This window comes from Aeromonas sp. Marseille-Q5825 (assembly GCF_946892685.1).
GTDB lineage: Bacteria > Pseudomonadota > Gammaproteobacteria > Enterobacterales > Aeromonadaceae > Aeromonas > Aeromonas rivipollensis.
This window is the reverse complement of record NZ_CAMPOU010000003.1, coordinates 214,568-239,119: the sequence shown is the minus strand read 5'-3', so window position 1 is coordinate 239,119 and position 24,552 is coordinate 214,568. Positions and strand designations below refer to the sequence as shown.

Sequence of the window (24,552 nt, the reverse complement as noted above, 5' to 3'; positions counted from 1 at the left end):
GAGCCTATCGATGATGCAGATGTTCACAAGGATGATGATGACCCTGGCCCTGCTGGCAGCAGGGCCTGCCGGGGCAAAGGTGGTGACACTGGCGGCCGTGACCCAGGGGGAGGCGGGGGCCAGCATCTGGGTCAGCGGCACGGTGGCGAGCCGCCAGCAGGCGGCCCTCAGCACCGAGGTGAGCGGTCGGGTGGAGTGGATTGCCGAGTTCGGCAGCCGGGTGAAGGCGGGGGACGAGCTGCTGCGCCTGGACGCCGCCACCCTGCACCTCTCCCTCGAGCAGTCCCGGGCCGAGCAGGGGAGGGAGGAGAGTAAGCTGCGTTATGCTCGCGCCGAGTTCCAGCGCCTCGAGCGGCTGCACCAGCAGAAGAGTGCCTCCCAGAGCCAGTACGACAAGGCGCGCTATGAGGTGGAGCAGGCCGAGCTGGCGGAGCAGCTGGCCCTGGTACAGGTTCGCCAGATCGAGGCACAGTTGCAAAGAACCCACATCTTCGCCCCCTTCGATGGGGTGGTGAACGAGCACTTCATCCAGCCGGGGGAGCATGTGGACGCGGGCGAGCGGGCGCTGGAGCTGGTCAACCCGGATCAGCCGGACATCCGGCTGCGGGCACCCATCGTCTGGGCCAGCCAGCTGGAAGCTAAGGCCAGGTTGCGGGTCGAGGGGGATCAGCTCAGCGGCCACGCCGTCTATTACCAGCGGGCGGCGAGCGCCGATCCCAAGTCGCGCCTCATCGAGCTGCGCCTCAGGCCAGAGCCGGGCCGCTTCATCATTGGCTCGCCGGTGCGGGTGGCGCTGCCGCTCGGGGAGCAGCAGACCATGTTGCTGCCGCGGGATGCCCTGGTGCTCGGCACCGAGGGGAGCGTGGTCTATCAGGTGGAGCAGCGCGGCGAGGCGCTGACCGTGAACCGGGTACCGGTGACTGTGCTGTTTGGCGACAACCGGCAGGTGGCGGTGAGCGGCGCCCTCAAGCTGGGGGACAGGGTGGTGGTACGCGGCGCCGGCAGCCTGCAGGATGGGGACAAGGTGGAGCTGTTTCGTGGCTGAACCTGGTCTGGCGCCATAAAAAACGGCTCCCGCGGGAGCCGTTGTTGTCGATGTCCAAGCGAGGGATTACTCGACCATCATCACCTTGCAGGTGTTGGTACTGCCCACGGTTTCCATCTTGTCGCCGTGGGTCAGCAGCACCATGTCGCCGCTCTGGACCAGGCCCTTGGCCTTGAGCACGTCCAGCGCCTCGCGGCACACCTCGTAGACCGGCTTGCTCTCGTCGCCGTCGAACAGCACAGGGGTGACACCGCGGTAGAGGTTGGTCCAGGCCAGGGTCTTGTTGTGGGGGGACATGGCGAAGATCGGCAGGCCGGAGCTGATGCGGGACATCAGCAGCGGTGTGGTGCCGGACTCGGTCAGTGCCACTATCGCCTTGACCCCTTCCAGGTGGTTGGCGGCATACATGGTGGACATGGCCACGGCCTCTTCCACCGAGGTGAAGGTGTAGCTCATGCGGTGGTTGGAGACGTTCAGGCTAGGGTGCTTCTCGGCACCCACGCAGACGCTGGCCATGGAGGTGACCGTCTCTATAGGGAACTGGCCGGCGGCGGTCTCGGCGGAGAGCATCACAGCATCGGTGCCGTCCAGCACGGCGTTGGCCACGTCCATTACCTCGGCGCGGGTCGGCAGCGGGGCGTTGATCATGGACTCCATCATCTGGGTCGCTGTGATGACCACGCGGTTCAGACGACGGGAGTGACGAATAAGCTTCTTCTGTACGCCCACCAGCTCGGGATCGCCGATCTCGACGCCGAGATCGCCACGGGCCACCATGACGGCATCGGAGCCGAGAATGATGTCTTCCATCGCCTCGTCGCTGGCGACGGTTTCGGCGCGCTCGACCTTGGCCACTATCTTGGCGTTGGAGCCGGCTTCGCGGGCCAGTTCGCGGGCGTAGCGCAGATCATCGCCACTGCGGGGGAAGGAGACGGCCAGGTAATCCACGTTCATGCGGGCGGCGGTCTTGATGTCTTCCTTGTCCTTCTCGGTCAGGGCCGGTGCGGAGAGACCGCCCCCTTTCTTGTTGATGCCCTTGTTGTTTGAGAGAGGCCCGGCCACTGTGACTGTGGTGTGAATGCGGGTGCCTTCGACCTGCTCGACTTTCAGTTGCACGCGGCCATCGTCCAGCAGCAGGATGTCGCCGGCCACCACGTCGTTTGGCAGACTCTTGTAGTCGATGCCGACCTGCTCCTGGCAGCCTTCACCTTTGCCGAGGGCGGCATCGAGAATGAACTTGTCACCGATGGCGAGGTAGATCTTGCCATCCTTGAAGGTGGAAACGCGGATCTTGGGGCCTTGTAGGTCCCCCATGATGGCCACATGACGGCCCAGCTTGGCGGCGATTTCACGCACCTGGTTGGCGCGCAGGATATGATCTTCAGGAGTGCCGTGAGAGAAGTTCATCCGCACCATGTCGGCACCGGCGCGAATGATCCCCTCGAGGATGCCGTCGCGATCGGTCGCCGGACCGAGTGTGGTTACAATCTTTGTACGTCTTGGCATGAAAGACTCCAATGTGAAGTTGATATGACTTGAAATACTGCCCCGTCAAGCATGTGGCATGGCGCCTGCTTGCAGGCCATCTGGGTGGCCTTGTGTTATTAAATTACGATACTACACCAAGCCCGGTGGCATAGACAGTCGGGGGCGGACCCCCGAATGATTCAGGAATTATGCGGGGTATCAAAGCGGGATTCGCGCAAACCTTCTTTGACTTTCTTCAGGTTTTCGCGAAATTTCATGCCACGGCGCAGAGTAAAGCCGGTTGCCAGCACGTCCACCAGGGCCAGCTGGGCGATGCGCGACGCCATCGGCATATAGACGTCGGTGTCTTCCGGCACGTCCATGGAGAGCACCAGGTTGCACTCCCGGGCCAGGGGGGAATCCTTGGCGGTCATGCCGATGACGGTGGCATCGTTTTCACGGGCCAGGGCCGCGATTTCCACCAGCGCCTTGGTGCGGCCGGTGTGGGAGATCAGCACCACCACATCCCCTTCGCTGCTGTTGATGCAGCTCATGCGCATCATGACGATGTCGTCGAAGCTCACCACGGGAATGTTGAAGCGGAAGAATTTGTTCTGGGCATCGCGGGCCACGGCGGAAGAGGCGCCCAGGCCGAAGAAGCTGATCTTCTTGGACTGGGTCAGGATATCGACGCAGCGGTTGATGGCGGAGATGTCCAGGCTGTTCTTGGCGGCATCGAGACAGGCCATGGTGGATTCGAAGATCTTGGCGGTATAGGTGTCGGGCCCGTCTTCCGCTTCCACGTGGCGGTTCACATAAGGGGTGCCGTTGGCCAGGCTCTGGGCCAGGTGCAGCTTGAAGTCGGGGAAGCCCTTGGTATCGAGACGACGGCAGAAGCGATTGACGGTCGGTTCGCTGACATCGGCCAGCTTGGCGAGGGTGGCAATGCTGGAGTGAATGGCGGTCTGGGGCGACGCCAGGATCACTTCAGCCACCTTACGCTCTGATTTACTGAAACTTTCCAAATTGTTCGTAATTTTATCGAGGGTATTCATCATTACCACCAGGCATTTTTGTAATTTAACTTCAGTGTCTGTGCACTAAATTCACAGCTCAAGCAGGTTTCCAATCTACTTGATGACTATACAAGACAAGCGCTTATCGGAACTAATCTCGTCCCCACAAAGTATGACTCATGTCTAATTATTTCGTGCTTTTGGTTACAAACTTCCATCCGACCCTTGAAAACGCTTACAAATGTTGCAAAGCAACAACACTGTGAGCGGGCGCACAGTTGCATTCATCCGACGCGCCGCAAGGGAAGGGGCTCGGGTAGTATTGCAACCAAATAACAATGTCGGGACGGTAAGGGCCGCCCCGAGTCGGTAACGAAGGAGTTTGTTATGCAGCATACCCATGCGCTGGTGGGCGACGTAGGCGGTACCAATGCCCGGCTGGCCCTCTGCGAGTTGGCGACTGGCGCCATTTCCCAGGCAAAGACCTATTCCGGGCTTGCCCACCCCAGCCTCGAGGCCGTGGTGCGCCTCTATCTGGAGGAGCATGGCGTCAAGGTGGGCGAAGCCTGCATTGCCATCGCCTGTCCCATCAACGGCGACTGGGTCGCCATGACCAACCACAGCTGGGAGTTCTCCATCCGCGAGATGCAGGCCAACCTCGGCCTGGATCGCCTGCAGGTGATCAACGATTTCACCGCCGTTTCCATGGCCGTCCCGGTGCTGGCTGAGGCGGATCGCATCCAGCTCGGGGGGGCCGCCCCCGTGGCCGGCAAGCCCATCGCCATCTATGGCGCAGGTACCGGCCTTGGGGTGGCGCACCTGGTGCAGGCGGGCGAGCAGTGGCTCAGTCTGCCGGGGGAGGGCGGTCACGTGGATTTCGCCGCCAACACGGAAGAGGAAGATGCCGTGCTGCAGGTGATGCGTGGCGAGTTGGGCCATGTGTCGGCCGAGCGTTTCCTGTCGGGCCCGGGATTGGTCAATCTCTATCGCGGCCTGGTCAAATCCGACGGCCGTGAACCCGAGCCCTTTGCCCCCAAAGACATCACCGAGCGGGCGTTGGCGGGTGACTGCCTGGATTGCCGCCGTACCCTGAGCCTGTTCTGCGTGCTCATGGGCCGTTTTGCCGGCAACCTGGCGCTCAACCTGGGCACCTTCGGCGGCGTCTACATCGCCGGCGGCATAGTGCCCCGCTTCCAGGAGTTCTTCATCGGCTCCGGTTTTCGGGTCGCCTTCGAGGACAAGGGGCGCTTCAAGCCTTATCTGAAGGACATTCCGGTGTTCCTCATCACCCATGAGGGCCCCGGCCTGCTGGGAGCGGGTGCCTATCTGCGCCAGTCCCTCGGGATACGCCTCTGAGGCGGATAAAGAATGCACAAATGGTTCAGTCCCGATTCAGTGACCCTGGCGTAGAGTGAGATCACGTACTCAAGAGGGCAGGGTTTCACAGGGAATTGGAAGCTGTCTTCATCCGCTGGGTGCGAATTGTCACCTGACAAGCCTGAACTGTTTCACCGGCCCTTGCGGCCGGTTTTTTTATGTCCGCCATTTCATCCATGGGGCCTAGAAGCCGCTTTCCCGCAGCAGCACGGCGAGCAGCCAGGTGCTCCCCTCGGCCAGCAGGCTGCGTCGGCTCCCCTCCAGCACCAGGGTGCCGCGGGTCTCCCGCAGGGTGGCCGGGGCCTCATCCAGCCGGATCCGCACCAGGAACAGGGGATGGGTTGGTTGCAGCTCCTCCCCTTGTTGGCTGGTGGTGATGGGGCCCCCGAAGCGGGCGCTCAACATGGGGTGCTTGAGCTTGGCGACCCGGGTGGTGCCCAGATCGACCAGGGTGCCATGGAGGGGCGAAAGGGCGCCGTCCGGATAGAAGCGTACCGGATCGCCGACCCGCAGACGCGCTATCTCATCCGCCGCCACATAGGCATCGACCTGCCACTGGCCGGGATCGATCAGGACGCCTATGGGGTGCTGGCTGTTGAGCCACTGGCCGGGCCGCTGCTCGGGATCCACATCCAGCCAGAGGCCGCTGAAGGGGGCCGCCAGCCTGAGCCTGTCTATCTCAGCCCGTGTCGCATTCGCCTCCCTGTACTGCACCCTGAGCCGCTCCCGGGTCGCTATCTGTTCACTGAGCCCGAAGGGGTCATCCAGCATGCCGCCCAGGCGCGCGCCATAGGTCTGGATGCTCTGGGTGTTGCCCTGCACCTTCCAGTCGAGATCGGGATCCACCAGTTGCAGCAGGGATTCCCCCGCCTTGACGGGCCCGGCGGCCCGCAGGCTCTCCAGGCGGGCGGGGAAGGGGGTGAACACCTGCAGCTGGCGCTCCGCCCGCGCGACCCCGACTCCCTTGATTTGGCTGTGCCATGGCAGGGCCAGCAGGATGAGCAGGGTGAGCAGCCCCAGCGCGAGCCCGACCCGGCGTGGACGGGTCACCCTGGCGCGGGCCCGCCACCAATGGGTCAGCTCCCGCCAGACGGGAAGAAGGATGAACCAGCCGATTTCGACCATGAACAGGAGTATCCCCAGCAGTTTGAAGAACAGAAAGTAGACGGCGACCGCGATGCCGAGGAACAGCACCAGGCGATAGAGCCAGGTCAGGATGGCAAAGCCGATGAGCGCCCGGCGCTGGCGCACCGCAAAGGGCTCGGGCCAGGGCTCCATCAGGCCGAGCAGGGAACGGCGCAGGGCCACCCTGGCCAGGGCCGAGGCCCGCTCGTGCAGGTTCGGGAAGTTGAGCAGATCCGAGACGATGAAGTAGCCATCGAAGCGCATGAAGGGGCTGGCATTGAGGGCGAGGGAGAGGATCCAGCTGGTGGTGGCGAGGTAGAGCAGGCCGTTGCGCAGCGCCCCTTCCGCACACAGGGCCCAGCCCAGGGTTGCCAGCCCGGCCAGGGCCAGCTCGGTCAGTATGCCGGCGCTGGCGATGGCGAGCCGCTGGCGGGAGCGGGCCAGCTTCCAGCTCTCGCTGGTATCCGTGTAGAGCATGGGCCAGAGCACCACGAAGGCGATCCCCATGTGGGCCACCCGCACCCCGAGCCGGGTGGCGACCAGGGCATGGCCCAGCTCATGGAGCGTCTTGGCCAGGATCAGGGCGAGGGCGAAGCTCAGCAGGCCGTCGAGGGAGAAGGACTCCACCACGGCGTGAGTGAAGCTGTCCCACTGCTGCAGGGTCAGCAGTATGCCGAGCAGGCTGGCCCCCGCCACCAGCCAGGCGGTGAGGGGATTGAACAGCCAGTCAAGCCGTGCCGCCAGCCGCTGGAGATGGCCCTGGGGGCGCAGCAGGGGGACGCGGAAAAACAAGTAGTGATGCAACCACCACTGTCCCTTCAGCCAGGCCCGGCCTTCGCTCGCCTGGCGCAGCCTGTCCACTGCCTGGGGGCTGGGACGCACCAGCTGATGGCGCTCGAGAAACTGGCTGAAGGCGAGGATCTGCTCCACCTCGGGATGCAGGGCCGTCTCGTGCTGCAGCGCCTGCTGCAGGCGGCGGGGCGTCTGCCCGGCCCAGCGTACCAGACACTCGAACTCGAACCAGCCGATGCGGTAGAAGCGGTTGATCACCATGTCCTGAATGAGCCAGGCCGGCTCGCCGTTGGCGGTTCTGTCCGCCGGGCAGAGTCGCAGATCATCGCGCAGGCTCGGCAGGGGCAGGTCGGCGGGATCCAGCATCAGAGGCCGCTCCAGGCGCGCAGGGCCGCCAGGGGACGGCGCAGCAGGTAGTAGCCGAGCAGCACGCGCTCGCCATAGAGCTTGGCGGTGCCGTGCAGGCCGAGACGGGCATGGGAGGGCGGCGACTCTATGGTGGCGAGCAGCCGGTAGGCGACCACGCCGTCGGCCCCCGGCTGGGCCTGATAGCTGGTCTCCAGGATCTTGCCGCGCAGGGGATCCAGGGGATAGGCGCTCAGGAACAGGGTGACGTCGGCCCCGGGTTCGAGGGCGATGGCATCGGCCACCGGCAGCAAGATGCGCATGGCGGGCTGGTGGGGATCGGCGAGCTGCATGATGCGCTCCCCGGTCACCACAGGTTTGCCGAGCCAGTCGTTGGCATCGCTGAACACGGCGACCCCGTCCCGGGGGGCCGTCACCTGGCTGCGGGACAGTTGCAGCTCGACCCCCGCCAGTTCGGCACGCTTTTGCTGGGCCCGGCCGGTGAGCAGGGTCAGCTCGCGCCGACTCTGGGGATTGTCGAAGGCGCGCTGGCTGGCGGCGAGCAGTTCGGCATCGGCCACGGCCACCTCCTGGGTCAGCACCTCAGCCCGGTTGCGCAGCGTGGTCTCGTCCAGGCGAAACAGGGGAGCCCCCGCGGCCACCGTCTGATTCGGGCGCACCGCCATCTGCTCTATGACCCCGGCGAGGGGGCTGCTGATCACCAGGCTGGTGCGGGAGACCACTTCGGCCGGCGCCAGGGCGCTCTGGCGTATGGGGATGAGCAGCATGACGCCGGCGGCCAGGGCCAGCAGGATGAGCTGGCGCCGACTGGGCCGCCAACCGAGCAGGGGCGGCTTGTGGGTCAGGCTGTGCCAGCAATAGGCCCAGGTCTGCCAGAGACCTTGCAGCAGGGGCAGCAGGGGGGCGGGAGGCTCGCTCTCGCGCAGCAGGCAGAACAGGCCAAGCCGCTCGCCATCGTCGCGCTGGATGGGGACGCAGAACACCCCCTCCGGCCACCACTCGGCCCAGCCTTCGGCCAGATCCTCCGGCAGGGAGAGGGTCTCGCGCGCCAGCCAGACGGGGTCATGACCCGAGATCTGGGTATCGAGCCAGCGGCTCATCCTGCCGAGCCAGATGAGATAGGGGGAGTCTTCGCTGGGCCTGGCCAGTCCGGAGACGCAGAGCAGCTCCTGGGACTGGCCATGGCGGGCAAACACCAGCGCCTGATGAAACGGCAGCAATTGATAGAGATCGTTGGCCATGGAGAAGGCGAGGGCATTGAGACTTCGGGCGGCCAGGGCCCGGTCACGCAGGGCATGCAAGGCCAGCAGCAGTTGAGGCGGCGGGAGCGATTCAGTCATGGGACTCCAGAATGCGGGCCACGCCACTCATGCCCGCGACCAGTTCGGGATAAGGGGCGTCCAGTCTGGCCTCCAGCTCGACTGTCTGGGCCACGGCGTCGACCCGGGCATTGATGTGGCTGATCCTGGCCTGGTAGGGCTTGCCCGTCTCCAGCACGTTGATCTCGAGGGCCTGCCCCTGTTGCAGCCCGGACAGCAGCCGGGAGGGGACGTTGAGGCGGACCTTGAGGGGGCCGTCACTGACCAGATCGAACAGGGGGGTGCCGGCGGTCATGGTCTGATAGGGCTTGGCCTGCACCTGGGCGATGCGACCCGCGAAGGGGGCCCGCACGTCGCAGTAGCTGGTGCGCGCCTGGGCCAGGGCATGGGCGCCCTCGGCTTTTTGTACCCCGGTGGCGGCGATGGCCACCTCGAGATCGCCCACCGCATCGAGCTTGCGCAGGTTGCGTTTGGCGGCGAGATCCTGGCGGGCCATCTGCAACTCCGCCTGGGCGACGCGGGCCTGGGCCTCGCCTTCCCGACAGTCGAAACGGGCGAGCAGGGCCCCCTGCTTGACGGGCTGGCCGAGACTGGCTTGCAGTTTGCCCAGGGTGCCGCTCATCTGGCTGGAGAGGGTCGTCTCCAGGCTGGCGGTCAGCAGGATGCGAATGGCATTGGGATCGTCCTGCAAGGTGCCTGTGGCCGGAGCCAGGGCGGGGCTGGCCTGCGCGGTCAGCGGCACCAGCAGAAGCCACCAGGGGCTGGTGTTAGTTGGGAAGGACATAGGGCACTCCGCCATTGGAAGTCAGCAAGGCCTGGTTCTCCTGTTTCTTGATGGTTTGCTCGATGGCTTTCGCCAGGGTCTGGACGTCGTGCTGGGCGATGGCCTCTGGCTGCACGTCCAGGCCGACCGAGTTGTAGAGCCGGCCCCAGGCGGCCTGGGCCTGGGAGTAGGCGGCCTCGCGCTGATAGCGGGAGAGCAGGTAGCGCCCTTCGGTGCGGATGACCTCGAGCTCGGACCCCTGATCGCTGGTACGGGCGGCCTGGGCATAGTGGAGCAAGCTCTGATCAACACGCAGGCTCTCGTCGGCGAAGGCCACTTCCTGGGCGGCCAGGTTGTAGCGCAGCACCCCGACCCTGACCTGGGTCAGCACGGCCATGGAGAGGGCGACACGTCTGGCATCATCCGTGACCTTCTGGGAGACCTCCAGGTTCTGGATGGCGGGCAGCCGCAGGAACTTGAGCAGGTTGATGGAGACCTGCAACCCTGTCTCGGACCAGTGGTTGTTGTACAGGTACTGGTTGGAGTCGTAGTTGTAGCCCCAGTTCAGGCTCACGTTGGGCCAGAGTTCGGCCTTGGCTATCTTGATGTCCTGCTGGTTGGCGCGCTTGCGATACCACTCCTCCATGATCTCGGGGCGGTTTTCCAGCGCCATCAGCTCCAGGTTGTCGATGCTCTGGGCCAGGGTCGGCAACTGGGGTTCGGGGGTATCATCGGCCAGCACCATCTTGCTGCCGGAGGGCAGGGAGATGAGGGCGGCGAGTTCGGCCCGGGCGAACTCGAGATCCTGGCGGCGCTGATTGAGCAGGGAAACGGAATCGATGAGGGCGCGCTGGTAGGCCAGCGCCTGCTGGCGCGGCAACAAGCCTTGCGTCTCGGCCTGGCGGGCAGAGTCGAGGGCCACCCGGGTTCTGGCCAGCAGCTTGTCGACCTCGGGCAGCAGGCGCTGGGCCCCCAGGGCACGCCAGTAGGCGCTGCGCACATCTTGCAGCACGTTCTGGGCCACCTTGCGACGGCGCTCTTCGGCCATCAGCACCTGATCCCCCTTCTGCTGATTGCGGTAATAGGCGACGCCGAAATCGAGCAGACTCCAGCTTAGCCCCAGACCGCTCAGATCGCGGTAGCGCTCCTGGGAGGTGGAGGCGCGCAGGCTCTCCTCACCGTCCTCGATCCCGATCGAGGTACCACCTGAGTCGTTGCTGCGTCCGGCCAGCCCGGCGGAGGCGACCAGCTGGGGCAGCATCTCATGGCTGGAGAGATCCCGCAGATCCGCCGCGAGCGCGCCCTCCATCAGTTTGAGGCGATAGTCCAGGTTGTATTTGAGGGCCCTGGCCGCCGCTTCATAGAAGGTGAGGGGGTGGATCACGGGCTCTTGCTGATCGTACATCAGCTGACGATCGAAGCGGATCCGGTCTGTCTTGTCCTGCTCCGTGTAGGTCTCGGGTGGCAGGGTGCTGCAGGCACAGAGCAGCAGGCTGGAAGTCAGGGTCAAGGGGCGGGGAGCGAGTCTGGGCATCATCTGTCCTTAGAATCAAGTGCCTGATTTGGTGGCAAGGGTGGCGGTGCGCGCAGTGCCTGTCATGGCGCGGCCTGCCGCATCCTGCAATTGCCTGGTAAAACTGCTGGCCTTGCCAGCGGGATCGGGGGTGCCATGGGGCCGCATATCCTGTGGCGTCATGGCAAACACAGACTCATCGCTGAGCAGGCCGTCGGCGCTGAGGCTGACCCGGCCGTGACGACCGAGGAAGCTGGCCAGATCCTGTTCCTGGGCCAGCCAGCTCTCCTGCACGCTCTGGCTGACGAAGGTCCCCTCCAGCTGGCCCAGGCCCTGGCCTATGCTCTGGCTGTGGATCTCCGGGGTCAGGCCGAAGAACAGCAGGCTGCCGTCGGTGCGCTCTGAACTGGCGCCGAGCAGCCGGTTGATGTTCTGCACCACTGGGGTGACGAAGATGGCCGGGGTCAGGTCGGGGAGCTGCGTACCCAGATCCCCCATTGTCCCCTGATCGAGATCATGGGGGCCGGCGCCTCTGGTGTCGGGCGGGGGCACATAGGGGGCTGAGATGTCCAGGTGGATCACCAGCTGGGCCTGATCGGTGGCCCCGCTGCCATCCCCCAGGGTGTAGGTAAACACATCCTGCAGCACCTGGCCGAGGCCGGCGGCGGCCAGCACTTCCGGGTTGGTCAGATCTATGGTGTAGCTATAGCTGCCATCCTGGTTGAGGGTCAGCCAGCCGTAGCGCCCGGCGAGCGGCTGGCCGAGGGTGCCCCCATTGCCGCTGCCGTCCTCGGTGCCGCTGCGCACCCCGGTGACGCGCAGGGGATCATCGCCATCGACGTCACCATCGTTGGGCAACACCTGGCCCGAGGCATGGGGGGCCTGCACCTGATCGTTTGCCACCGCGCTGTCATCCTGGGCGACCGGGTTGTCGTTGGCCCCCTGGATGACGACGGTCAGGCGTGCCTCGGAGAGGGCTCCCCCCTGATCGCGCATGCGGTAGCTGAACACCTCGGTGAGGGTCTGGCTGGCCAGTCGCAGCGCCTCGACCTCGGGGTTGTCATTGTCAATCAGGTACTGGTAGCTGCCATCGGCATTGAGGATGAGCTGGCCATAGCGTCCCTGCAAAACCTGACCCGCATTGACGCTGTTGCCGAGCGTGTCGCTGACGGTGAGCACTGTCCTGGTCTCGCCGTTGGCCTGGCTGTCCACGTCGCTGTCGTTGTCCAGCACATTGCCGACGGGATCCAGCCCCGCCGCCGTGTTGTCAATGCCGCCGGCTTCGATGGCATTGGCCTTGTCATCCACGGCAATCGGCGTGTCGTTGCTGCCGCGAATGGTCAGGGTGAGCGTGCTGGCGCTGGCGGCGCCCCAGAGATCCGCGATCTGGTAGTTGAAGAGCTCGGTCAGGGTCTGGTCAGGCCCGCGCAGGGCCTGCACCTCGGCGAGGCTGTTGTCCAGACGGTAGTGCCAGCTGCCATCGGCATTCATCACCAGCTCACCATAGCGCCCCTGCAGCACAGTCCCCAGGGCGGCACTCTGACCATCGGCATGCTGAACGCCCGTCACCGTCAGGGCATCGCCCTCCAGATCGCTGTCATTGCCGAGCACATTGCCGCCGGGATCCAGGCCGGGTTGCCCGTTATTGAGTCCGCCCGCCTCGATCACCTGGGCCTGATCCGGGTTGGCGACCGGGGCATCGTTGCGCCCCCGTATGAGGATGGTGAGCTGGGCAAGATCGACCGCGCCCGCCAGATCTTGCGCCTGGTAGGTGAAGTGGTCGTTCAGGGTCTGCAGGGGCCCCAGCCCCTGAACGGTGGCATTGCCGGTATCGAGGGCATATTGGTAACGGCCATCCTGATACAGGGTGAGGGTGCCATAGAGCCCGGTCAGGGTGAGGGGAAGGACCTGGGTGACGGCGGCCAGCGTGCCGCCTGCGGCTTCAGTTCCCGCTCGCCCACCGCTGAGGATAAGGCTGTCGCCGCTGTCGATGTCGGTATCGTTGCCCAGCAGGTTGCCGTTGGGATTGACCACATTGCCTGCACCATTGTCGGCGACGGCGATCCCGATGTCGTTGCTGGCCACGGGGGTGTCGTTGGCCCCCTGGATACGAATGGTCAGGGTGGCTGAGCTGCTGGCACCGTTGGCGTCCGTCATGCCGTAACCGAAGCTGTCGGTCAGTGTGTCGGCACTGGTTCGCAGGGCCTGGACCGCGGCCAGGCTGTTGTCGATCACATAGGTGTAGCTGCCATCCCCGTTGAGGGTGAGCCAGCCATAGTTGCCCCTCAGCTGGCTGCCGAGAGTGCCGGCTGTGCCAGCGCCGGTCCGCACTGTGCTGACCGTCTTGCGCTCGTTGGGGTTGCCCGATTCGGGATCCGTGTCGTTGCCGAGCACGTTGCCGGTGGCGTTGCTGCCCAGGGTGCTGTTGTTGACGCCCCCCGCCTCGACGGCGGTGCCGTTGTCGGCGACTGCCACCGGGGTGTCATTGCGCCCCTGGATGCTGATGGTCAGGGTCTGGGCACTGACGAGGCCCCCGAGATCCGTTATCTGGTAATCGAACTGCTCGGTGAGGGTTTCCCCCGGCAGCAGTCGCTGCACTGCGGCATTGGCATTGTCCAGCACATAGCGGTAGCTGCCGTCGGCGTTGAGGGTGAGGGTGCCATAGAGACCGTTGAGCCCGCTGCCAATGATGCCGCTGGTGGCGCCTGTGCTGACCCCGGTGACGGTGAGCTGCTCCCCGTTGCGATCCGGATCAGTATCGTTGGTGAGCAGGTTGCCGGTGGGATCTGTCCCCAGTAGGCCGTTGTTCAGGCCGCCGGCCTCGATGGCGGTGGCGGTATCGGCCGTGGCGACGGGGGCATCGTTGGCTCCCTGGATGGTGATGGTGACGCTGGCCTGGCTGGTCGCGCCATTGGCATCCTGCATGGTGTAGCCGAAGCTGTCGGTCAGGGTATGGCTGCTCAGGCGCAGGGCCTGAACCGCCGCCAGGCTGTTGTCGACCACATAGGTGTAGCTGCCATCCCCGTTGAGGGTGAGCCAGCCATAGTTGCCTCTCAGCTGGCTGCCGAGAGTGCCGGCGGTGCCGGTGCCTGTCCGCACAGCACTGACCGTCTTGCGCTCGTCGGGGTTGCCCGATTCGGGATCCGTGTCGTTGCCGAGCACGTTGCCGGTGGCGTTGCTGCCGAGGGTGGTGTTGTTGGCCCCCCCCGCCTCGACGGCGGTGCCAGTGTCGGCCACCGCCAGCGGGGTGTCGTTGCGCCCCTGGATGGTGATGGTCAGGGTCTGGGCACTGACGAGGCCGCCAAGGTCGCGCATCTGATAGTCAAATGCTTCGACCAGGTTCTCGCCGGGCAGCAGTCGTTGCACCGTGGCATTGGCATTGTCCAGTACATAGGTGTAGCTGCCGTCGGCGTTGAGGGTGAGGGTGCCATAGAGGCCGCTTATTGCACTGCCGACGGTGCCGCTGGTGGCCCCGAAGCTGACGCCGGTGACGGTGAACTGCTCCCCGTTGCGATCGGGATCCGTGTCGTTGGTGAGGACGTTGCCGCCTGGATTGGTGCCGCTTGCCTGATCGATGCCTTCGATGGCGATGGCCGCATCCGGGACGGCGGTGGGGGTATCATTGGCCCCCTGGATGGTGATGGTGATGGTGGCCAGGCTGCTGGCGCCGGCGGCATCCACCAGGGAGTAGGTAAAGCGGTCGGCCAGAGTATCGGTCGCCAGACGCAGGGCCTGCACCGCCGCCAGGTCGTTGTCGATCACATAGGTGTAGCTGCCATCCCCATTGAGCAGCAGCCAGCCATAGTCGCCCCGCAACTGGGAGCCCAGGGTACCAGCAGTGCCCGTGCCCCCTGTGGTGCCGGTGCGGACAGTGGCGACATGCCGGGTTTCATCGGGGTTGCCGGCGTCGGGGTCGCCGTCGTTGGCGAGCACGTTGCCGGTGGCATTGCTGCCGAGGGTGGTGTTGCCGAGTCCCCCGGCCTCGACGGCGGTGCCCGTGTCATCCACCGCCACAGGGGCATCATTACTGCCGTTGATGGTGATCACCAGGGCGGCGATGTCGTGGAGGTTGCCCAGATCCGTGACCCTGTAGCTGAAGGTCTCGGTGAGGGTGTCCCCCTGCCTCAGGGCCTGGACGGCGGCATTGCTGTTGTCCACCAGGTAGCGATAGCTGCCGTCGGCCCCCAGGGTCAGGGTGCCGTAGAGCCCGACAATGACGGCACCATTGGCGCTGGTGCTGCCGCCGGGCACATCGGTTATCTGGCTGAGGTTGGTGTCCGGTCCCAGGGCGAGCTTGCTGACCCCCTTGCCGTCTCCCGCATCGATGTCGGTGTCGTTGGTGAGCACATTGCCGATGGCATCCGTGCCGGCCTGGCCGACCCCCTGCTCGGTGGCGCTGCCTGCATCGTCGCTGCCCAAGGGGGCGTCGTTGGCGCCCTGGATGGTGATGATGAGACTGGCCTGATTGCTGACGCCCTCGTCATCGATCACCTGATAGTCGAACTGCTCGGTCAGGGTGTCACTGCCAAGGCGCAGCCTCTCCACATCGGGGTTGTCGTTGTCGAGGACGTAGCGATAGCCACCCCCGAGCAACACATAGAGGGTGCCGTACTTGCCGGTAATGCTGGCCTCGACATCGACCGAATTGGTGGTGGCACTGTTGCCGGTGGCCGTGCTGGTCACCTGGCCAAGGTGCAGGATGTCGCTGTTGGTGGCGATGTCCACGTCGGTGTCATTGCGCAGCAGATTGCCCTGGGGCGAGGTGCCGGGCAGGTTGTTGGCGGTACCGCCCGCTTCCCGCGCCGTGGTGGTGTCGTTCTGGGCGACGGGGGCATCGTCGACCGGGTTGAGGGTGATGAGGACGCTGGTGGTGGCCGTCAGGGCATCCTCGGCATTGCCGGGAATGCCGTCGCCGTTGAGCTTGTCACCCAGTTGGCCGTTGTCGTTGATCAGCACCGAGAGGGTGTCGCTGCCGTTGTAATCCTGGTTGCCACGGTAATTGAGGGTCAGCAGGGCGGCATTGAGGGCGGCCAGATTGCCGGTCAAGACCAGCTGGCCACCGCCGTTGTTGGTGACCACGCTCAGGCCGGTTGCGCTCCCCAGGGAGAGCACGCCCTGGGTCACCGTCAGGGTGAGGGTGAGAGTACCGCTGCCCGCGTCCATGTCGGCCACCGAGAGCCCGACCAGCTGGAGATCCTGATCTTCATCCACGCTCTGGGCCGGGGTCGTGTTGCCCAGGGTGGGCGCATCGTTGAGCTCCACATAGCCGATGTTGGCACCGGCTTCGAACTGGCCGGCGTCGATGCCGGCCTCGGTGAGCACTAGCCCGATCTGCCCCAGGGTGCCGCCATCGCTGTCGATGCGAACCTGCAAGGTGCCATAGCCTGCGTCCGTGATGGTGCTCCCCGCCGGCCCATCGAGTCGATAGACGCCCGCCGGCAAGATGCCAAAGGAGAAGCGGCCACTGCCATCCGTGGTGGTGGTGAAGCTCTGGTTGTCCCCGGCGGTGGCGAGGTCCCCATCCAGCCCGCCCCAGACCAGGGTGACCGTCTGGCCCGCGAGCCCGGGCCCATCCGGCTGGGTGCTGGCGGTGGCACTGGCGGTGTCGTTCCACAGGGTGCCGCTGACGAGGCCAAGCCCGGCTGTGTTGGCGAGCACATAGTTGTTGAGGGTGTTGCCCTGGCCATCCTGGCCGGTGCGCTCGCCGCTGGCGCTGCCGTCCGTGCCGACGGTGGAGCCGCCCCAGCCGCTGAAGTCTTCCGGCAGGCTGGACCAGGTCAGGGTGGCGTCGGTGCCGGCAATGGTGGCGCCATTGGGCAGATCGACGCTATAGACCAGGGTCACCTCTGCGCCGCCATCGAGCCGGGAGAAGTCGACCGCGAAGCTGTCGCCCTGGGTGACCATGACGGTGACGCCCGGCGGCAGGCCATAGTTGTTGGCACTGTCGCCACTGTCGTAGGTATAGAGGGTCCCCCCCAGGGTGATGGTCAGGCTGGTCAGCGCATAGTTGCTGCCGCCGGGGAAACCGTCGGTCAGGCGCGGCTCGAAAGCGGCCAGGCCCCCGGACTGCGCGAAGCTTATCTGGACCTGGGCGCGGCCGGTGTTGCTGTCGATGGCCCTGGGGTCGAAGGCGATCACCGTCTTGTCCAGGCCACCCAGGCTGGGCTCTATGATGTCCTGATAGAGGGTCTGGCTGGCCCCGCGCTGGATCAGATTGTCCGGATCCGCGCCCACATAATCCCTGGCAAAGACCCCGAGCTGGGCGCCGGCCTGATTGCCCGCACTGTTGTCGACCCGCACGTTGAACTCGATGGCAATGCCCTCGAGGTCGCCGTCCGCATCCAGGTTGGAGATATCCCCCAGCCGGAAGATGATGGTCTGGTTGCCATTGGCGTCGGTCACTATCTCGATTTGGGCCGCGTCGAGCAGGCCCTGCAAGCCATTGGCCAGGGTCGAAGAGATGGCCTGGGCGGCGCTGCTGGTCTCGTTGCCTGCCACGTCGGCGCCCGTGATGGCACTACCGCTCAGGCTGCTGGTCAGCCCTCCGCTGGAGATGAGGGCGAGACGCACCTGCCCCTTGTCGAGGAAGCTCAGTCCCTTGGGCAGGCTGACCCTCAGTTCATAGTTGTCGTTCTCCCCCTCGGGGATCAGGGCCACCACCTTGTAGCGGATGATCTCGCCGACAGTGACCTGCTCATGGCTGGCATCGGTGGCACCGCCCCCGGTGTCATCCACGCCGCCGACCCGGGAGATGAGGATGCCGCTGGCGATGGGGATCAGTGACTGATTGATGGCGCGGTAGTCGTTGAGCACCTGGCTGGCGGGCAGGCCGTCGGCACCGGTGCGTTCACCGGCGGGATCGGCCGCGGTGCCGAGGTTGCCGTTCAGGCTGGTCCACTCTACCTCGGCCTGGTTGGTCAACTGGGCGAAGTTGGTGGCGCTGGCATTGACCACTCCGCTTAGCACCAGGGTCAGCTGCTTGCCCACGGCGATATCCAGGTTGGCATCGGCCCTGGTCTGCAACTGATTGCCTACCAGTTCGAACTGGCTGCTGACATCGACGCCATCATAGATGACCGACACCAGGTTGTAGCCACTCAGCTGGCCGGGCAGCAGATCGCTTAGCCGGATGTCGAAGGCGTCGAGGGGGCCGTTGTTGCTGATCACTATGTTGAAGCTGACCGCATCCCCTTCTTCAAAGCCGTAGGGCGGCGGGGTCGTGATGAGGTTCTGGGCTATGGTGAGCACCGGCTCCTGGATGAAGGCAGAGGGAGCGGGGGCCGTGGTGACCTCTCGCGTCAGGGCGCTGCCGCCGGCGGCGTCACCGTCGGGATCCAGGTAGTGCAGGGTAGCGCCATTGCTGAGGCCGGTGCCGGCCTGGTTGGACGCGACATTGTCGGCGACCAGCCGCAGCCGCAGGGTGAAGCTGTTGTTGCCCTCATTGTTGTCGGCGTTGGCGCCGCTTGCGCTGAAGCTGAAGAGGGCATCAGCGCCATTGGTGCCGACCCCGGCGCCCCCCAGGGTGGGCTCGCTGATGCTGCCGGCAAAGCCGGTGGTGATGAGCTCATAACCCTTGCCGCCGTTGAAGCTGGTGTCGAGCCTGAAGCCGGGGGGAATGAGATCGCTGATGTTGAGCTGCTGGGTGCTCCCCTCCGGCAGGGTCACCCGGATGTCATAGCCCATGCTCTCGCCAATCACCAGATTGGCCCCCGAGGTGTGGCCTGCACTGGAGGCGGAGGCGGCATCGCCATTGCTGAAGTCGATGGTGAGGGTCGGGGCGGCGATCTGCGCGTTCCCCTTGTCGGTCAGATCGACGGGGGTGAAGTCTTGCCCGTTGTTGACGCTGGCGTAATTGCTGAGGATGGCGCTGGTCTCCAGCGTGCTGCTGGCCCGGATGTCGGTGGCGACCTCCACCTCATAGGTGATGACGATGAGATTGCTGCCCCCATTGGCCGCCGCAGTGCCATCCCGTCCCGGCAACAAGGTCGCCACATTGCCGGCATCCAGGAAGCTGATGGTGTTGCCGCTCACCTGGTAGTCGGTCCCCAGCACCAGCGGGGTGCCATCGCCCCGATAGATCTGCAGGTTGGCCGCCGCCAGCGAGCCGTTCAGGAAAGAGAGGCCGGCGGGCAGGGTGATGCTGGTGACCACATCGAAGGCCCCGCCACCGCCCCGGTTCTCGATGGCCGTCGCCAGGCGCAGCCTATCAGCGCCATCTATGTCGGTGACGCTGCCATTCACCGCATTTATGTCGGTGATCGGGCCGGTGAAGGGGACCCCGCCGCTGCCCGGTGCCTGCCAGCTGCCGGTGGTGCCGGTCACTGTGCCGTTGCTCGATGAGACGACCCCGTGGCCGATGGCGAGATCCGGCTCGGCGATGGAGGTGATGACGGTGACGTCAGAGCTGCTGAGCTGGGTCTTGTTGAGGGTGGTCACCTGGCTCGATTGCGCCAGCACGTCCAGGGTGCGCTGATCGGCGAAGGGTTGATCGCCGACCCTGAGGGTGAACTCCACCTCGATGCGGCTGCCCCCCAATGCGTTGGTGGCATAGCTGCCGAAATCGAAGACGAGGGAGTTGCCGGGGCCATTGCTGATGCTGACCAGATTGCCGAGGTTGGTGTCACCGCTGCCGACGTGCCACTGGCCGACGCCGCTTCCTTCGCTCCAGTTGATGCCCGTCAGATCGAACAGCGGCAAGGGCAGGTAAGCCGTCAGCTTGAACTGTTCGTAGTCTCCGGTGACCAGATCGTAACTGAGCCGGAAGGTCACCTGATCCCCCGGGCGCAGCTCGATGGCCCCCCCCGGGCTGCCGACCCCGTTGATGTTGGTCAGTGCGATCTCGACCTGGCTGGTGGGGATGCGCGTCGTGGTCTGGGAGCTGTCTGACTCGGTACCGCCGGTCAGGTTGGTGCCATTTTCAAGGACGCTGGCGGTGACGCTGGCGCTGTTGCCGATGGCATCCCCTTCGTTGATCTCGCTCTGGGGGTTGCCGGCCGGCGGGGTGTAGCTCTGGCTGATCAGGGCGCTGTAGCTCAGCAGCGCCAGGGTGGCCCCTTGCTGGTCGTCATCGAAGGCGAGATCCCCGGCAAGCCAGCTCAGCAAGGGGAAGGCGTTGGCCAGGGACTGGCCGATGTCGAAGCTGATGCTGGTGGAGCCGTCGGCATTGACCGTCGTGGTGTAGACCAGGGCAATGGTCTCGTTCGCGCCATTGCGCGTCAGGGTCAGGGTGGGGGTGCCGGTCAGGGTCTGACCGTCCCCCAGGGTATCGGTGACGACAAACTGACCCTCGCCAAACAGATTCTTGCCGAAGGCGAAGTAGTCGGAGAGGGTCATCTTGATGCTGTAACCCAGGGTATCGCCCGGCGAGATCCCGGCCTTGCCGCCGTCGATGGCGAGGCTGACCTCTTTTTGCAGGGCGATGGAGCGGGCGGTGAAGCCGATGGGGTCACCCTGGCCGGCGAAGTCGATGCTGGTGGCGGGAGGCGTCAGATCCCGGCTGTCGAGCGGGGTCCACTCACCGCTGGCGGTGGGGGCCGCGATCGTGATCTGTACCGCATCCCCACTGTTGGGGTTGATCACCTGCTGACCGTTGGCATCGGCCTCGGGTACGTAGAACTTGACCAGGGTATCGGTGGCGGCGGCGAGGCTGCTGTAGGTCACGGTAAAGGCCTGGATGAAGAGGCTGTCGCTGTTGATGGCCGCCGTGATGAGTGCCGGGTTGGTGAGGACACGACCATCCGAGAGGGTGACCGAGGTGAGGATGCCATTCTGCCCCGGGGTGATGGCGGTGACCTGGATGGTGGCGGGCAGGGTCTGGCTGATGACGACGTTGTTCAGGGTCTGGCCATCGGCCGGGATGGCCGTCAGGACCAGGGTGTGGTTGAAGTTGGGGCCGGTCGCCGTTTCGCCTTCGGGCATGTCGAGGCTGTGCTCGAAGCGGATGACGGTCGGTTTGACCACAAAACTGTGCAAGTCCCCCTCGACCAGGCTGGGATCGTCGAGAGGGTTGTTGAGGGCGTCATTGCCATACTGGAAACCGCTGCGAATGCCGATGGTCAGATCCGGCGACGCCGCCGAGTAGCTGGTGTCGGCCAGATTGCTCAACTGGGCGGTGATCTGGATAGGAATATCCGGTTGACCCTGATTGACGCTGCCAAAGGGGATCTCGACGACCACCAGGGTATCACCGGCACGCAGGCCGACGTCAGCCGCCCGGATGACGAGGGGGTTGCCGCTGTCATCGACCGCAAGGGGATGGGTGGCATTGCCAGAAGCGTCGAACACCACGCTGTGGGTCTTGAGTGCCTGGCCCAGATAGCTGGCCTTGATGAAGCTGACCCCATCGTCTCCGTCCTTGCCGGTGCCGGGCAGGTAGAGATCCAGATAGGGGGCATAGCCGGTCTGGCTCGCCTCGTTGCTGACGGTGACAGTGAATTCGAACTGCTCGCCCAGCAGGACATTGGCGCTGCCAAGGGGCAGGCTGCTGCTGGGGTCGGCGTTGGCGAGCAGCCGATCGTAACTCTGCATCGCCGCCCGATCGAGTGAAAGGGGTTGACTGATGAGGCCCTTGCTCACCTCCAGCTCCCAGTTCCCCCCCTTGCTGCTGGCGCCGGTATCATCGCTGGATGCCGCCACATCGGCGCCGGTCCACTTGGCGAGGGCACTGACCAGCGCTCGTCCCGACTCCCCGGCACCGACCCGGCAGCCATACAGCTGGATGTCGGCTTGCTCGCTCAGGTGAGATTGCCAGCCTTGCAACTGCTGGCTGACGCTGGCCAGGTTGTCGGCCGTCAGGGTACGGTTGCCGAGGGTGAACTGGCCGGCCGCGCCGTGGGAGAGGATCTGGACGGCATCAACCTGACCCAGCTCTGCCAGTTTGGCGCCGATGGCGGCCAGGGCGTCGGTCTGCTTGTCGATGAGCAGCAGGCTGACATGGCTGTCGAGGTTCTTGGTCAGCTGGCTGGCCTGCTCGATGCGGGAATCGATGACCAGCAGTTGGCGAGGCTGGGCCATCTGCGTGGGCGCCCCATGATCCGGGGCGTCAGCCGGGGTGGCCTGGGTATCCTGGTTCTGATGCTCGGCGGCGACGGCGGCGGCGCCATCAAACAGAATGCGCGGCTCCAACGCCAGCATCTGCTGTTGGGGTTTGAAGAACGGGTTGGCAGGCTTGTTGACCATGGCTATCGCATCCGTGCGTTAGTTAATGGTGTTAAGTTATGCCACAACCTTGGTTTAGTTTCTAATGCAGCCAGATGATAAATATGAATTTTTGAGACCAAATGGGTCTGGAAATCACCTCTGGTATTCGGCCCCATATCTGGGGTCTGGGGTCTGGGGTCTGGGGTCTGGGGTCTGGGGTGTCAGGGGAGGGTGATATGGAACCTGGCGCCGCCGAGTGGTGACTCGTCAACCCGGATCTTGCCGCCATAGCTGTGCACGATTTCGGTCACCACCGCTAGCCCTATCCCCTGGCCGGGGGAGCTGTCTGCCCGCACACCGCGCTGGAAGATCTGCTGCGATTTGCCGGGGTCTATGCCCGGGCCGTCGTCTTCCACCACGATGAGCAGGCCGCTGCCCTGGCGGTTGACCCGCACCTGGATCTCGCTGATGGCGAACTTGCAGGCGTTGTCGAGCAGGTTGCCCATCAGTTCCATCAGATCGCCCTGTTCACCGTGAAAGAAGACGTCGTCATCAAACTGGAAGACGGTCTGCAGCTTCTTGTGGCGGTAGACCTTGGTGAGGCTGGCCAGCAGCTTCTCTATGAGGGGCACAGGCTCGGTACCCTTGCTGGCAAGGCGTTTTCGTCCGGTGACGGCCCGGCGCAGCTGGTACTGGATGATCTGATCCATGGTGGTGATCTGTTCACTGATGTTGTCATGGATATCGTGGCCGAGCTTGAGCTCCTGGGCGGTGATCTGGATGAGCGCCAGCCGGGTTTTCAGGCTGTGGGCCAGATCGTTCAGGGCGTGCTGATAACGCTGAGTCTGCTGGCGTTCGTTCTCCAGCAACTGGTTGACCGACTCGGTCAGCGGTGTCAGCTCCCGCTCGTAGTCGTTGGAGAGCGACTCCCGGGAGCCTGCGCGGATCTCGTCAATCTGCCGCGCCATGGTGCGCAGGGAGGAGAGACTCCAGAAGCTGGTGAGCAGCAGCAGGGCCCCGAGCAGGCAATAAGAGAGCAGTGCCTGACGAATGCAGCGGTAGAGATACTCCCGGGTCTGGGCCTGGTAACGCTTGGCGGAATCGACCATGACCACGTAGTAGGTGGTGGGGCCGTCGCCGTGGTTGCGCAGGAAGCGCAGGCTGTAGATGAAGTAGCTCTCGCCGTTCTTGATGGTGTGCAGCTTGAAGAAATAGTCCTGATCCAGGCCGCCAAGGTATTTCATCAGATCCCGGCAGATGGTCCCCTTCATGGTGATCACCTCGGGCATGTGCAGGCTGGACCAGCTCAGCTCACCGTCGGAGCGGCAGATCAGGGTGTCGAGATTGGGGTCGATGGCATCCGGGGTGATGTTGCCGAGATCCGTGATGGCATGGGGATCGGGCTGCTTGGAGGAGAAGAGCTTGGAGAGATTCTCCTGCATGCGGATGCTGGCCTTCTGCGCCTGCTCCTCGGCGTGACCAAGATAGAGGATATAGACGGAGAAGGTCATGATGAGCGCGATGACCAGCATGGCGCTCAGCATCAGCTTGAGGTGCAGCGAGCGGCGGATCAGTTGCATGGGGTGCAGCATGAAACGGGGCATCAGCTGCAGGAGAGGTTGAAGATGTAACCCTGACGGCGGATGGTGGAGATGGGTGAGATGACCCCTTCCGGATCCAGCTTCTTGCGCAGTCGGCTCACCATCACCTCTATGGTGTTCGGATCCCCTTCGCCATCACCATAGAGTTGATCCAGCAGCTGCTGCTTGGAAACCACCTGGCGGGCGTTGCGCATCAGGTATTCCAGGATCAGATACTCGAAACTGGTGAGCACAGTGACTTCGCCGGCGACGGTGAGCTCCTTGCGGGAGAGATCCAGCTCGTAGTCACCCGCCTTCACCCGGGGGGAGATGAAACCGGCGCTGCGGCGAACCAGGGCATTGAGGCGGGCCAGCAGCTCGTCTTTCTGGAACGGCTTGACCAGATAGTCGTCGGCGCCGGCCTCCAGACCCTCCACCTTGTCTTGCCAGTTGCCCCGGGCCGTCAGGACTATGATGGGGAAGGGGATCTGCTGTTCGCGCAGCCGGCTGATGAGCTGCAGGCCGTCCATGTCCGGCAGGCCCAGATCGATGATGCCAACGTCGATGGGGTAGTCGGCCGCATAGTGCAGCGCCACCTGGGCACTGTCAGTGCTGTGGACTTGATTCTGGGCCTCGGTCAACAGCGTGGTGAGGTGATGATTGAGCAGCTTGTCGTCTTCGACCAGTAGGATTTTCATAAGATGCATGATGATAAGGGTCCAGGCTGTCAATTAGAGGGTGTCTAAGGGGGAGAGTCAACGAGGATCCTACATAACCCCCCTGTATCGGGACTGAATCGTGCCTGCCTTTATTATCATCGCTCCGCCTCACTCCGTGACCAGGCGGATTCATGACCCCTCAACCAAAGCTAACGGCAACCTTGGGCTCACCCAGCACTTCAGCACCAAGGGTTGCGACCGTTCCTATCGCACGGGCCGGGGCCGAGAAATCCTTATGCTTTAGGCGGTTTACAGCGTGGAGGCCATGCCTGGCAACACAATCTTGGCTCTGATGTCGCGTCCACTCACATCGTTTGTAAGGTTTTGAAAA

Annotated in this window: 11 protein-coding genes; 2 read left to right on the top strand and 9 right to left on the bottom strand. The window is 64.5% G+C overall.

The window, feature by feature from the left end; all coding sequences use genetic code 11:
• Positions 1-10: 10 nt before the first annotated feature.
• Positions 11-1,045 (top strand): efflux RND transporter periplasmic adaptor subunit, encoded by a 1,035-nt coding sequence (locus tag OC537_RS09395; protein WP_262110872.1) that lies wholly within the window; start codon positions 11-13, stop codon positions 1,043-1,045.
• Between the two features lie 66 nt (positions 1,046-1,111).
• Here the strand turns inward: OC537_RS09395 and pyk are convergent, their stop codons facing one another.
• Both pyk and OC537_RS09385 read right to left on the bottom strand, forming a co-directional pair.
• Entirely contained in the window at positions 1,112-2,551 is a 1,440-nt protein-coding gene (pyk, locus tag OC537_RS09390; RefSeq protein WP_106886329.1) for a pyruvate kinase, read from the bottom strand.
• Between the two features lie 161 nt (positions 2,552-2,712).
• Positions 2,713-3,570: a MurR/RpiR family transcriptional regulator gene (locus OC537_RS09385; protein ID WP_041204309.1), complete on the bottom strand. Its 858-nt coding sequence runs from the start codon at positions 3,568-3,570 to the stop codon at positions 2,713-2,715.
• Positions 3,571-3,915: 345 nt separating this feature from the next.
• On the opposite strand from OC537_RS09385, the gene glk reads away from it, so the two are divergent.
• Positions 3,916-4,884: a glucokinase gene (glk, locus tag OC537_RS09380; protein WP_262110871.1), complete on the top strand. Its 969-nt coding sequence runs from the start codon at positions 3,916-3,918 to the stop codon at positions 4,882-4,884.
• A gap of 204 nt (positions 4,885-5,088) precedes the next feature.
• On the opposite strand, the gene OC537_RS09375 is transcribed toward glk, so the two are convergent.
• The 7 genes from OC537_RS09375 to OC537_RS09345 form a co-directional block, all read right to left on the bottom strand.
• The gene (locus OC537_RS09375; RefSeq protein WP_262110870.1) at positions 5,089-7,188 is read right to left on the bottom strand and encodes an HlyD family efflux transporter periplasmic adaptor subunit; all 2,100 of its coding nucleotides are present in this window, start codon (positions 7,186-7,188) and stop codon (positions 5,089-5,091) included.
• Complete coding sequence (locus tag OC537_RS09370) at positions 7,188-8,528, bottom strand: efflux RND transporter periplasmic adaptor subunit (RefSeq protein ID WP_262110869.1); 1,341 nt, start codon at positions 8,526-8,528, stop codon at positions 7,188-7,190. The genes OC537_RS09375 and OC537_RS09370 overlap by 1 nt, the downstream gene beginning before the upstream one ends.
• Entirely contained in the window at positions 8,521-9,291 is a 771-nt protein-coding gene (locus OC537_RS09365; RefSeq protein WP_262110868.1) for an efflux RND transporter periplasmic adaptor subunit, read from the bottom strand. Before OC537_RS09365 ends, OC537_RS09370 begins: the two co-directional genes overlap by 8 nt.
• Positions 9,275-10,804 (bottom strand): TolC family protein, encoded by a 1,530-nt coding sequence (locus OC537_RS09360; protein ID WP_262110867.1) that lies wholly within the window; start codon positions 10,802-10,804, stop codon positions 9,275-9,277. The genes OC537_RS09365 and OC537_RS09360 overlap by 17 nt, the downstream gene beginning before the upstream one ends.
• A gap of 15 nt (positions 10,805-10,819) precedes the next feature.
• Positions 10,820-21,961, bottom strand: coding sequence for a VCBS domain-containing protein (locus OC537_RS09355; RefSeq protein ID WP_262110866.1), 11,142 nt, complete (start codon positions 21,959-21,961; stop codon positions 10,820-10,822).
• A gap of 182 nt (positions 21,962-22,143) precedes the next feature.
• Entirely contained in the window at positions 22,144-23,526 is a 1,383-nt protein-coding gene (locus OC537_RS09350) for an ATP-binding protein (protein WP_162627184.1), read from the bottom strand.
• Positions 23,526-24,200: a response regulator gene (locus OC537_RS09345; protein ID WP_042649691.1), complete on the bottom strand. Its 675-nt coding sequence runs from the start codon at positions 24,198-24,200 to the stop codon at positions 23,526-23,528. Before OC537_RS09345 ends, OC537_RS09350 begins: the two co-directional genes overlap by 1 nt.
• Positions 24,201-24,552: the final 352 nt, after the last annotated feature.